5 protein-coding genes and 6 pseudogenes are annotated in these 13,256 nt (G+C 51.7%); 9 read left to right on the top strand and 2 right to left on the bottom strand.

The features are described from left to right. Positions 1–233 precede the first annotated feature (233 nt). Together modE and modF are read left to right on the top strand one after the other, a co-directional pair. Positions 234–1,024: pseudogene (gene modE / locus JZM30_RS13215) on the top strand (molybdenum-dependent transcriptional regulator). 101 nt (positions 1,025–1,125) lie between these two features. Continuing rightward, positions 1,126–2,605 (top strand): annotated as a pseudogene (gene modF / locus JZM30_RS13210) (molybdate ABC transporter ATP-binding protein ModF). Positions 2,606–2,666: 61 nt separating this feature from the next. Here modF and JZM30_RS13205 read toward each other — a convergent pair. Further along, positions 2,667–3,002 (bottom strand): helix-turn-helix transcriptional regulator, encoded by a 336-nt coding sequence (locus tag JZM30_RS13205; protein ID WP_252319259.1) that lies wholly within the window; start codon positions 3,000–3,002, stop codon positions 2,667–2,669. Between the two features lie 108 nt (positions 3,003–3,110). Further along, a complete protein-coding gene (locus JZM30_RS13200; RefSeq protein WP_252319255.1) occupies positions 3,111–3,380 on the bottom strand; it encodes a hypothetical protein in 270 nt (89 codons plus the stop codon). A gap of 670 nt (positions 3,381–4,050) precedes the next feature. Between JZM30_RS13200 and galE the strand changes: the two genes are divergently transcribed. From galE to JZM30_RS13165, 7 genes and pseudogenes are all read left to right on the top strand, one after another. Beyond that, complete coding sequence (galE, locus tag JZM30_RS13195) at positions 4,051–5,067, top strand: UDP-glucose 4-epimerase GalE (protein ID WP_252319254.1); 1,017 nt, start codon at positions 4,051–4,053, stop codon at positions 5,065–5,067. Between the two features lie 19 nt (positions 5,068–5,086). Next, positions 5,087–6,119, top strand: a pseudogene (gene galM / locus JZM30_RS13190) (galactose-1-epimerase). A gap of 139 nt (positions 6,120–6,258) precedes the next feature. After that, on the top strand, positions 6,259–6,543 hold the full coding sequence (locus JZM30_RS13185) for a hypothetical protein (protein ID WP_252319253.1): 285 nt from the start codon (positions 6,259–6,261) through the stop codon (positions 6,541–6,543). Between the two features lie 313 nt (positions 6,544–6,856). Then, the gene (locus tag JZM30_RS13180; protein ID WP_252319251.1) at positions 6,857–7,231 is read left to right on the top strand and encodes a copper-binding protein; all 375 of its coding nucleotides are present in this window, start codon (positions 6,857–6,859) and stop codon (positions 7,229–7,231) included. A gap of 12 nt (positions 7,232–7,243) precedes the next feature. Further along, positions 7,244–8,424 (top strand): annotated as a pseudogene (locus JZM30_RS13175) (TolC family protein). After that, positions 8,421–9,956: pseudogene (locus JZM30_RS13170) on the top strand (efflux RND transporter periplasmic adaptor subunit). Before JZM30_RS13175 ends, JZM30_RS13170 begins: the two co-directional pseudogenes overlap by 4 nt. After that, positions 9,953–13,083: pseudogene (locus tag JZM30_RS13165) on the top strand (efflux RND transporter permease subunit). The pseudogenes JZM30_RS13170 and JZM30_RS13165 overlap by 4 nt, the downstream one beginning before the upstream one ends. Positions 13,084–13,256: the final 173 nt, after the last annotated feature.

Raw genomic sequence — 13,256 nt, 5'->3', positions numbered from 1 at the left:
ACTTCACTTATCGCTAACGGTCCGTTTCTCAATACACGCGACATTCATCGCGAATCTCAACGTACCGCAACGAAAAATCATTACGGGTGATGGTGAATAGTGTACCGTAACTGTAAGAATTAATGCGACCATTTGTGCGGTTTGCCCGCACCGCTCAAACGCGCGACAATAGCGCTGTACCGAACGTCACGCACGTTCGGTTTTGTCTTTTTTAATCTCCCTGGACCGTGACCATGCAAGCTGAAATCCTTCTGACACTCAAATTACAACAACGTCTTTTTGCCGACCCACGACGCATTGAGCTGATCAAACAGATTCGTCACACCGGTTCCATCAGCCAAGGTGCCAAACTCGCAGGTATCAGCTACAAAAGCGCCTGGGATGCCATCAACGAAATGAATCAACTGGCAGAGCAGACCATTGTAGAGCGCATGACCGGCGGTAAAGGCGGCGGTTGGGCCACGCTGACGCGTTATGGCGAACGATTGATTCAGCTCTATGATTTGCTGGCACAAATACAGCAAAAGGCGTTTGACGTTCTGCAAGATGATAATTTGCCGCTGGACAGCCTGCTGGCCGCCATCGCGCGTTTTTCACTGCAAACCAGAGCCCGCAACCAATTCTTTGGTACGGTGCAAGCCCGCAGTCGGGACGCGGTTCAGCGGCATCTGAGCGTACTGCTGGCCGATGGAAAGACGGCGGTGAATGTATTACTGACCCAACAGAGCGCCGAGCGATTGGGGCTCAATGAAGGTAAAGAAGTGCTGGTGTTGATTAAAGCGCCCTGGATTGCGGTATACGATGCCGTAGCAACCGGCCGCAATCCGATAAAGAGCTGACTGGCACAGTGTCATAGCTGGAAACGGGACAGGATAGCAGCGAAGTGCTGATCGCACTGGCAAGCGGCGAGACACTCTGCGCCACGGTGCCAAACGAGCAGGTTACACAGCAAAAACTGCGCGTGGGAATGGCGGTGACAGTCTGCTTTAATGCCGATCATGCGATTGTCGCGACCTTGTGCTGATCGCTGAACTCCCGTGACAGGAATCGCCATAGGAACGGCTTGACAATGACGGCAATGCCCTTTATTTCTGAGAGTATTACTTGCTGAAAAAGAGATAAAGAATGTCGTCGTTGCAAATTTTGCAAGGTGTTTTTCGCATAAATGACACACGCGTTTTGCGCATTGATGCCTTGATGCTGGAAGGAAAATCGCAGTGGGCCTTTGTGGGCGCCAATGGCAGCGGAAAATCTGCGCTGGCGCGCGCACTATCGAGTGAACTCCAGCTGCTGGAGGGCTCGCAACACAGCGATTTTCCTCGCGTTGCACGCCTCTCCTTCGAGCAGTTGCAACAATTGGTCACGCAAGAGTGGCAGCGTAACAATACCGATATGCTCAGCGCTGATGAAGACGATACAGGACGTACTACCGCTGAAGTGATTCAGGATGAGATTCACGATCCTGCCCGCTGTGCGACGCTGGCCGCCCTGTTTGGCATCACTCCCCTGCTCTCGCGCCGCTTTAAATACCTCTCTACCGGCGAAACACGCAAGGTCATGCTGTGCCAGGCGCTGATGCCAAAGCCCGATCTGTTGATTCTGGATGAGCCCTTCGATGGTCTTGATGTGGCTTCCCGCGCACAGTTGGCAGAGCATTTGGCGGAGTTGGCTCAGCGCGGCTACACGCTGGCGATCATCGTTAACTGCTTCGATGATATTCCTGAATTTATCAATCATGTCGGTATTCTGGCTGACTGCACTCTGACGCGCACGGGTACGCGTGAATCGGTATTGGCCGATGCCTTGATCGCCCAACTGGCATTTAGTGAAACGCTTTCCGGCACAGCGCTACCAGCCCCAGAAGACCCGCTGCATCCGCCAACGCTCCCAGCCGATCAAGCGCGCATCCTCCTGAGAGATGGCGTGGTGCAATATAACGATCGCCCCATTCTGTACCACCTTAATTGGGAGGTGTTACCCGGTCAGCATTGGCAAATCGTCGGCCCTAACGGTGCAGGAAAATCTACGCTGCTAAGCTTGATTACCGGCGATCACCCGCAGGGATACAGTAATGATTTAACCCTGTTTGGACGCCGTCGCGGCAGTGGTGAAACCATTTGGGATATCAAACGGCATATCGGTTACGTCAGCAGCAGCCTGCATTTGGAATACCGCGTCAGCAGTAGTGTGCGCCATGTTATTACGTCAGGCTTTTTCGATACGATTGGCATTTATCAGGCCGTGTCCGATCGCCAACGTTTCTTAACGCAGCAATGGCTTGAACTGCTGGGGCTCACTGCACAAGCGGACTCCCCGTTCCACGCATTGTCATGGGGACAACAGCGTCTGGTACTGATTGCGCGCGCTGGTGAAACATCCGGCACTACTGATCCTTGACGAACCGTTACAAGGGTTAGATCCGCTCAACCGACAGCTGGTGCGGCGCTGGCTTGATGTGTTGATCGGTGAAGGAGAAACGCAACTGCTGTTCGTTTCCCATCACGCCGAAGACGCGCCGGAATGTATCACGAACCGTTTTACCTTTGTGGCACAAGGGGATATTTACGGATATCAGTTTGAAACGCTGACAAAAGAAAACCACTAAAATATAGAGCATCAAGGCCGCACTGAGGCCTTGATGAGGTCAAGTTGCATCGTCAGCATGATTACCACTCATCTAAATTGTAATTATTTTCAAAAACCTCGCACTTACAAGATAAAAACCTATTAGGAAGATAACGATGGAAGTTTTTGTTGTGGCAAAACTCTGCAAAATCATCAAAATGGTAAGCACCCACTTTCGCGTAAAGCCGTTGCAAGTAACTTTCAATAGTTCTTGGAGAAAGAAAAAGCATATCGCCAATGCTTTTGCAGGTTCTGCCTTGTAGCTTTAAGAAAATTATTTCACACTCCCTTTCGGTAAAAAAATCATCTGGTTTATTGAGTAACAAAGAGTCAGTAAAGCGACCATGGATATATCTATTTGGTACAAAACTTTTCAACGTTTTACCATAGGTGAGCACACCGACACACTGATCAAAATTATCATAAAATGGGATTTTAACGACCAGGTAAGGGTGGATGATAGCAGTTGTATGAATTTCTAAAACTCACAAATGTTTTTTTGATTCGCGAACAACCCGATCCTGATATTGCCACTCCTTTACTACATCTTCATTTTCAGTAAGGCTTGAATTGAACTCAAACTCACTTTTATACAAAAAATCTTTAGGGGTACGAACCCCAATTAATTTCGCCAGAGAATTATTAGCATAAATATAAATTGAGTCGGAGTTTTTAATGCAATAAGGCTCATGATGTTGATCCAATACGTTAGTCAACATTTTAGGAAGGTAATTATCGCGCATGATATTTTTCATTCTGGTTCCTAAAAGCGTCAGTATTTCTACGATAATTAATATATGATAGTACATCAATAAAAACTAGTTTTGAATATCGAAAAACAATATTGAAATATTCGTTTAGGATCCATTAAAAAAAACAATTCAGACCAATAGCATATAAAGGTTATAGCGATTTATTATAGTACCAATTACCTTACTGATTAAGTATTTATCCCTGCTCATACATAGAATTGGGTACGCTTTTCAATATAAAAAATACGTTATGATTTATCAAAATTAATCACAAACAATATCTCATCACACGGCAAGAGTGCACATAACTAATTTATTGTATTTATCTTCACCAGGGACCCTTTTGCATTTTCACGCGCGCTTCGGCGCGCTGCTTCATTTTTCATCACGCTTTGTCGTTCATCATCAAGTACCCCTTCCCCAGCAGATATGGTATTTTTCCCCTGCCTGCACGGCGCAGAAGGTAAGGTTTCTTATTGATGGATCAAAGTGATAGCGATACCACGCTGGTATAACGCCAATATTTGATGTATTTTTCAGGTGTGAAACGGATTATTCTCCTCGGCAAGATTGATGAAAAACCTCATAATTTCAGCGAATATCTTCGTTGCAGATCACCTTTTCCCCCCACAGGCTATGCTAGTTTTATTCAACATTGGTCATCGAGGTTCTTATGAATGTTTTAGTGACAGGTAGTAGCGGTTACATCGGCAGCCATACCTGTGTTCAGCTTTTAGAAACCGGGCATCAACCGATTATTCTGGACAACCTGTGCAACAGTAAAGCCAGCGTAGTGGAAACCATTACCCGTCTCACCGGAAAGGCAGTGCCCTTTTATCAAGGTGATATTCGCGATAGCGTTTTATTAGACCGTATTTTCGCCACTGAAAACATCGATGCCGTGATCCATTTTGCTGCGCTAAAAGCGGTCGCAGAATCCGTCAGCAAGCCTGTTGAATACTATGACAATAACATCTATGGCACCCTGACGCTGGTTAAAGCAATGGAAAAAACGGGCGTTAAAAACCTGATTTTTAGTTCCTCTGCAACGGTCTATGGCGATCAGCCACGTATCCCTTATCAGGAAAGCTTTCCCACCGGTATGCCCGCCAGCCCTTACGGGCGCAGCAAGTTGATCGTGGAGCAGATCCTGACAGATTTACAGAAAGCGCATCCGGAGTGGAGCATTACCTTATTACGCTATTTCAATCCGGTTGGGGCACACCCTTCAGGAGAGATGGGCGAAGATCCTCAAGGCATCCCTAACAATTTGATGCCCTTTATCGCGCAAGTCGCCGTTGGTCGCCGAGAATCGCTGTCTGTCTTCGGTAATGACTACCCGACGGAAGATGGCACCTGCGTCAGAGATTACATCCATATCGTCGATCTGGCCGACGGTCACGTGGCAGCAATGAAAGCACTGCATCAACGCCCAGGAGTACATATTTACAATCTGGGGGCTGGTGTCGGCTACAGTGTATTGAACGTCGTGCAAGCATTTAGTCAGGCATGCGGTAAACCGCTGCCCTATCACTTCGCCCCGCGCCGCGAGGGCGATCTTCCCGCCTATTGGGCCGATCCGGAAAAAGCGGCCAATGAACTCCACTGGCGCGTTACGCGGACGTTAGAGCAAATGGCGGAGGATACCTGGCGCTGGCAATCCAAACATCCCAATGGCTATCCCGACTGATACCCTGAGGAGCAGGTGTATGCTGAACGAAAAAAGTGCTGAAATGGCCCCAGATGGCCAGCCTTTTACGCTGACTACGCTACAGAACCGTGCAGGAATGCGCGTTATGTTGATGGATTGGGGCGCAACCTGGCTTTCTTGTCAGGTCCCTCTGCCGGAGGGAGAAGTGCGTGAAGTACTGCTCGGCTGCACGACACCTGCGGATTATCCGCGCCAACAGGCCTATCTTGGCGCGTCTATCGGGCGCTATGCCAACCGCATCGACCACGCTCGTTTACAGCGAAACGGCGCAACCTACACACTGACACCCAATCAGGGCAAACACCAGTTGCACGGTGGACCCGATGGGTTTCACGCGCGTCGCTGGCGCATTGTGCAGCAGGATGCTACGCAAGTAACGTATCTGCTGGTCTCGCCGGATGGCGATCAGGGCTACCCGGGGCAAATGACCGCACAGGCACGCTATCGGTTAACCGAACACAATGCGCTGGAAATTGAGTATTCCGCGCTGACAGAGAAAACCTGTCCGGTATGCCTGACTAACCACGCCTATTTCAATCTGGATGGACATACCAGCGATGTGCGTCACCACCGTTTACAACTGTTCGCCGATCATTATTTGCCGGTGAACAGTGAGGGGATCCCCGTTGACGGCCTTGCTCTGGTAAACCACACGGATCTGGATTTCCGCCAGCCCAAAACGCTATTGCAGGATTTTTTGCACGACGCCGATCAGAAAGCGGTTAGCGGCTATGACCACGCTTATCTGCTGCATCGGACCTGCGGCTCCAGCGAATGCCCGGCGGCAAACCTGTGGTCTGCGGATGAGAAAGTGATGATGAGCGTCTTCACCAGCGCTCCAGCCTTGCAGCTTTACAGTGGGAACTTTCTCGCGGGGACCCCCGCCCGAGAAGGCACTCTGTATGACAACTTCGCCGTAGTGGCGCTGGAAAGTGAATTTTTGCCAGACAGCCGACTGGCCACAGCCAGACTGTTGGCTGAAACCCGGTAAGCAGTACTGCTCGTTGACAAGTTATCAATTCTTTACATAACGCCACCAAAACAGGCTGGGCACGCTTTTGCACGGTAAATTTATGTCAAGAGCGTGCGCAGCGAACAATTCACGCTTTCGCTTACGCAAAATTTATTGTTATATGTAGGGCTATTCGACTACTCCGTAGGAAACTCCGCATGTTTGGGTTGCCTTTCAGACAATTACCGCAACGCAAGCGCCGTCTATTGGCGTTTGGCGTGGTTGTCTGTTGGCTGATGCTTAATACCCAACTGGCGTTGGCAGCTCATCTGTGCGATGTTCAACCGGTGGTCCAGGCCACACAGGTGGTTAGTCACCACGGCATGAACATGACGCAGGCCTCTCACCACGCCTCAGTCATGGTGAAAGCGCCGCTGTGTGTAAACACTGAACGCCGGATACTGCGCAAAAGACCGCCTCGCCGCTGCGCCTGGATGCGATAGCGCATGATTCGAGCACGTTGCTCGTGTTGGCGAATGATACCAACATACCTGACCAACACACGTGGTTAACCCCACCGCGAACCGGGCCACCGGCTGAGATCGTATACTGCCGTTTCAGAGAATAAATCCAGATATACCCTAAATAATTCGAGTTGCAGGAAGTCGGCAAGCGAATGAATCACGATAAGCTTACTCCAGTAAGTGATTCGGGTGAGTGAACGTAGCCAACGCATCTGCAATTTGAAGTATGACGGGTTAAAACAACACATTTATTTTCTATCATTTGTTATGTTTTATTCTGGAGATATTTATTATGCGTACGTTACTGACCGCCATTGCCCTATTTGCTTCCGTTGCTACTACAGCCCCTGCTTTTTCCGAAACATCGCCTGTCGCCGCGCACGATCACAATGCCATGATGTCCATGGATCACAGCAACATGAACCATGGCACTCAACCCACCAGCGCCGCGACGGTGTATCAAGGCACAGGAGTGGTAAAAGCCTGGTCGGACACCAGCGTCACCTTCGCCCACCAACCGATTCCCGCACTTAGTTGGCCCGCCATGACCATGCGTTTTGGCCTCAGTGCCTACAAGGGCAGCCCGCTAAGCGTCGGACAAAAGGTGAACTTCACCTTTATCCAAAGCGCCTCCGGCTACGATCTGATTTCAGCATCCGCTAACTGATTCGAGGTCGATATGTTGACGCTTCGTCTACAGCAGGCGGGTTATGCCCTGCCATGGCTTTTTGGCTGCGCGATATTTACGGCTCAGGCAACAACGCTCGATCAAACCCTGGCGGCCGCGGAACAGTATTCGGCAGAAATTTCTGCCAATCATCACCAAGTGAATGCCTTGAATAACATGGCAGATTCCGCCATGCAGCTACCCGATCCCAAACTGAAAGTTGGGATTGAGAACTTTCCGGTCAGTGGGGCCAATGCGCATCGTTTCACCCGTTCTGACATGACCATGCAACGTGTTGGCATCATGCAGGATTATGTCAGCAGCACTAAACGCGAACGCAAATCAGATGCCATTCGCGCTGAAGCGCGTAAAGCGGAGGCTAATCAGGACGTGATTCGCGCCGGGTTGCAACGAGAAGCCTCACTGGCCTGGTTCGAACTGGCGCTGGGGCAACATGCACAGGAAGCCATTGAACGCCTGCTGAGCGACACACAACGGCAGCTTGGCATGCAAAAAGCCGGAATCGCGAGTGGCAGCAACAGCGCGAGCAGCGTTTTGGCACTGCAACTCACTATCAATGAAATGAAAAATCAATTGGATAACGCCAAACGTGACGTGGAGGTGGCGCGTTCTCGGCTTAAACAATTGACAGGGAAGGACATTATGCGCGTCAGCGGCGATTTCCCTGTCATCACCCGTCTTCCCGCCAGTCAGAGTGCCTTGATTGATGCCATCACGCAGCACCCCGAAATCATTCAGGCCGCGCGCGAAGCGGATGCCGCCAAGGCAAAATCAGCGCAGTCCGCCGTTGCCGCCATCCCCGATGTCGGAGTGGAAGTGTACTACGGCAAGCGGGCCGATGGATTAGAGGATATGGGCGGTGTAATGTTAACGGTCGATCTGCCCTTGTTCAAATCACGGCGGCAGGATAAAGATTACGCGGCCGATCTCTCCCGAACCTATGAAGCCAACGATCAGTTGACCCTACTGACCCGAGCGCATCAGGCCGCGCTGGATGCTCTTATCGCACCGGCAGCAGCGGACTGGCAGAAAACCTTGATGCCAGACGTGCTCTGCTAAACAGCGAAATTGAACAGATCAACGCACAAAAAGTGCTCACTGCCAGTTGGGCCGCTATTCGTTATTTGATCCCTCAGGATACAAAACTACTACTGCAGGACACAAAACAATGAAACCGATCGTTACGTTAAGCGTCGTCGCTATTGCCGTTGCTGCTGCGCTCGCCGTGGGATACCAACTGTGTGCCTCCTCCGGTCACAGCGAAAACCAGGTTGCCAGCACAGCAACGACTACGCCACAAGAAACACAAAGAAAAGTGCTCTATTGGTATGATCCGATGACTCCAGGGCAGCGCTTTGATAAACCGGGTAAGTCGCCCTTTATGGACATGGATCTGGTGCCACGCTACGCGGATGAAACCCAGGATGATGGCGGCATAACCATCAGCGCACGCCAACAGCAAAATCTGGGCGTGAAAACAGCGCAGGCAGCGCAGCGTACGTTAGATCTGCAACTGACAGCCTTTGGTACTGTCGCCACGGATGAACGTGGTATTGAAACCCTGTCAGCGCGAGCAAACGGGCTGGTCGAAAAACTGTATGTGAAAGTGCCACAGCAGTTCGTTCAACGTAACGACCCTCTGGCACAGTTGTGGATGCCGCAGTGGTCAGCCGCACAGCAGGAATACCTCGCCATTCGCCAGTGGGGTGATGCATCTCTGGTTGCCGCCGCACGCGAACGTCTGCAATTGCAGTTTATGTCGGAAGAGATCGTCAAAGCCGTGGAACGTTCGGGAAAACCGCAAACCCGCATCACGCTGCGCGCTCCCGCACAGGGTTATATCAACAAGCTGGATGTACGTGAAGGCGCACAGGTCAACGCCGCACAATCCCTGTTTGAATTGGCAACGCTCGACCCGGTATGGATTGTGGTGGATTACCCAGAAAGTCAGGCCAGCCTGCTGTCACGTGGCAGTGACATCAGCGCCACCACGGACAGTTGGCCGGGGAAAATCTTTCATGGCAAGGTTGATGAGCTGTTGCCCAATCTGGAAGCCTCAACGCGCACGCTGAAAGCCAGGCTGACACTGGAAAACCCGGAGCATTTGCTCAAACCCGGTATGATACTCAACGTGACACTGACGCATCCTGTCACTACGCCTCCTGTGGTTGCCATTCCCGACGAAGCGCTCATCACCACCGGCACGCACAATCTGGTACTGTTGGCAGACGGTAACGGTCACTTCACACCGGTCGAGGTGAAAACAGGCCGTAGCCAAAATGGTTGGGTAGAAATCACACACGGCCTTGAAGCAGGCCAGTCCGTGGTTACGTCCGGCCAATTCCTGATCGATTCTGAAGCAAGCCTGAAAAGCGCACTGCCGCAAATGGTAGGCGATAAACCCAACCAGGATACCTCGGCGACCAGTTCCTCACCCACCTACAAAGCGGAAGGGAAAATCGAGGCGATAGACGGCGACACGATTACGATTTCGCACGGCCCGGTTGCCGCGCTGAACTAGGGCCCTATGACCATGGACTTCGTCGCTTCTGCTGAACTGCGTCCTTCTTTAACCGTTGGTCAGCACGTCAGCTTCACCTTTGTGCTGCCAGAAGAGGTGGCGCGGTTGGTGAGTGTTACTCCTGTTTCTAACAGCAATGCCGACCAAGGCAATGCCCACCAACATGAAGTACATCAACAATGATTGCAGCCATTATTCGTTGGTCGCTACGCAATCGGCTATTGGTGCTACTGAGTGCCATGCTGATGGCTGCATTGGGATGGTGGGCAGTGCAGAAAGCGCCGCTTGATGCGTTACCTGACCTCTCTGACGTTCATGTCATCATCAAAGTCGGCTACCCCAGTAAAGCACCGCAAGTGGTGGAAGATCAGGTGACCTACCCGTTCACCACCACCATGCTCTCCGTACCCGATGCCAAAACGGTACGCGACTTCTCCATGTTCGGCGATTCTTACGTCTACGTGCTGTTTGAAGACGGCACCGATCCCTACTGGGCGCGCGCTCGCGTGCTGGAGTATCTCAGTCAGGTACAGTCAACGCTGCCACCTCAGGCAAAGGCCTCTCTTGGTCCCGATGCCACCGGCGTCGGCTGAGTGTATGAATATGCATTGGTAGACAAAACCGGCCAGCACAGCCTTGGCGACCTGCGCGCCATTCAAGATTGGATCATCAAATATGAGTTAAAGACCGTGCCCAACGTATCGGAAGTCGCGAGCGTCGGCGATATGGTTAAGCAGTACCAGATTGTGCTCAATCCAGACCGATTACGCACCCTAAACCTATCCCACGAGATGGTGATGAGCGCGGTACAAAACGCGAATCAGGAAGGCGGCGGTTCCGTTGTCGAGCTAGGGGAAGCGGAGTACATGGTGCGCACCTCGGGCTATCTCAAAACAATTGATGATTTTAAGCACGTGGTGATCGCCACCCGAGACGGCATCCCCATTATGCTGTCAGATGTCGCCACCCTGCGCATCGGTCCAGAAATGCGGCGCGGCATTGCTGAACTCAATGGTGAAGGTGAAGTCGCAGGCGGCATTATCGTGATGCGTTCAGGAAAAAATGCGCTGGAAACCATCGATGCGGTCAAGCTCAAGCTGAACGACATCAAACGCAGCCTGCCCGCAGGCGTGGAGATTGTTCCGGTCTACGATCGTTCGCACCTGATTGAAAATGCCATTACAACGCTCACGCACAAATTGCTCTAAGAGTTTATTGTCGTTGCCTTGGTGTGTACGCTGTTTCTGTTCCACTTCCGTTCGGCTCTGGTCGCCATTGTGACACTGCCGTTGGGGATTCTCGGCGCGTTCATTGTCATGCACTATCAGGGGGTGAACGCCAACATCATGTCGTTGGGTGGCATCGCTATCGCCATCGGGGCTATGGTGGATGCGGCCATTGTGATGATAGAAAACATGCATAAGGTGCTGGAACAGTGGCGACATGAGCATCCAAACCAGCAACCCGCCTCTGATGACTATTGGAAGATTGCCGAAAAAGCCGCCGTGGAGGTTGGCCCGGCGCTCTTCTGTAGCTTGCTGATCATTACCCTATCGTTTATTCCAGTGTTTTCACTTGAAGCGCAAGAGGGGAAAATGTTTGCCCCGCTCGCCTTCACCAAAACCTACGCGATGGCGGTATCCGCAGGGTTAGGCATTACGCTGGTGCCAGTTCTGATGGGTTACTTTATTCGCGGAAAAATTCCCGATGAACACGCTAACCCGCTCAACCGCTGGCTGATCCGTGCCTATGAGCCGTTGCTGGATCGCGTATTACAGTGGCCAAAAGTGACGCTGGCGATAGCCGCAGCCCCGCTCATCGCCACGCTCTATCCACTTTCCCACTTGGGCAGCGAGTTCATGCCCGCATTGGATGAAGGCGATTTGCTCTATATGCCATCCACCCTGCCTGGAATTTCTGCGCGGGAAGCTGGACGGTTATTGCAACAGACCGACCGACTCATCAAAACTGTGCCGGAAGTCGACACCGTGTTCGGCAAAGGCGGTCGGGCAGAAACCGCCACCGACCCCGCTCCGTTGACCATGATCGAAACCACGATACGCTTTAAGCCCAAAGATCAGTGGCGACTAGGCATGACCATGGACAAGCTGGTCAGTGAACTCGACAGCATTGTGAAAGTACCGGGGATTGCCAATATCTGGGTACCGCCCACCCGTAACCGACTGGATATGCTGGCGACAGGGATCAAAAGCCCGGTGAGCATCAAAGTGAACGGCAGTAATATTGCGCAAATTGAATCCGTGGCCGAACAGATTGAACAGGTGGTGCGCGGCGTTCCCGGTGTCACCTCTGCGTTGGCGGAGCGCCTCGCTGGTGGTCGCTATATCGATATTGATATCGATCGCGCCAAGGCGGCGCGTTATGGTGTGTCGGTCAAAGAACTGCAATCCATCGTGTCTGTGGTGGTCGGCGGAGAAAATATTGGCGAAACCATTGAGGGGCGCGAACGTTATCCCATCAACCTGCGCTACCCGCGCGAGATCCGCGATTCGCTGCAAAAACTCAAGAATCTGCCAGTGATTACCGCGAGCGGTGGACAAATTTCGCTCTCGGAGTTGGCGGATATTCGCATCAGCGATGGGCCGCCTATGCTAAAAAGTGAAAACGCGCGTCTTTCGGATTGGATCTACGTCGATATTCGCGTTCGCGATCTGAAATCTGCCGTGCAGGATATGCAACGTGCGGTAGAACAGCAGATGAAATTGTCGGAAGGCGTGTCGCTGAGTTGGTCTGGGCATTTGAGTATCTGGAACGCGCGACGGCTAAACTCAAAGTGGTATTGCCGTTCACACTGCTGATCATTTTTATCCTGCTCTATGTGACGTTCAGCAAGGTGAAAGATGCGTTGTTAATCATGGGCACTATCCCCTTCTCGCTGATTGGTGGCGTATGGTTACTTTATCTGTTGGGCTATAATTTATCGGTTGCGGCGGCGGTGGGCTTTATCGCGCTTGCCGGGGTGGCGGCCGAGTTCGGCGTTATCATGGTGTTATACCTCAATCACGCGATTGAAAAACGTCAACAATCCGATGAGGCGCTGACGTTACCCTTGCTGCGTGAGGCAATCCATGAAGGTGCCGTGTTACGTGTGCGCCCCAAAGTGATGACGGTTGCCACCATCATGGTCGGGCTATTGCCCATCATGTGGGGCGGCGGCACCGGGGCGGAGGTGATGCAACGTATTGCCGCACCGATGGTAGGCGGCATGGTAACAGCCCCCCTGCTCTCGATGCTGGTGATCCCAGCGTTCTACCTGCTGACACACCGTAAGCGAGGCGATAGCGCCTGAGTGGCAATTCCGTAATGTCGGCCCATACTCATCTTGGGCCGACAGGCTATTGCTGTGAGCTGAAACGAGCAAGCGATAACGTGATAATGAGCAAAGTTAATGCAGATAAATCAGGTTTATCGGTGACTATTGATTGCCGTTAATTGCAGCGCAGCAATATAATGAGAATCAGT

Origin of the sequence: Candidatus Symbiopectobacterium endolongispinus, assembly GCF_018777385.1 — a bacterium.
Lineage (GTDB): Bacteria > Pseudomonadota > Gammaproteobacteria > Enterobacterales > Enterobacteriaceae > Symbiopectobacterium > Symbiopectobacterium endolongispinus.
The sequence above is the reverse complement of the archived record's forward strand: the minus strand, read 5'-3'. Positions and strand labels throughout refer to the sequence as shown.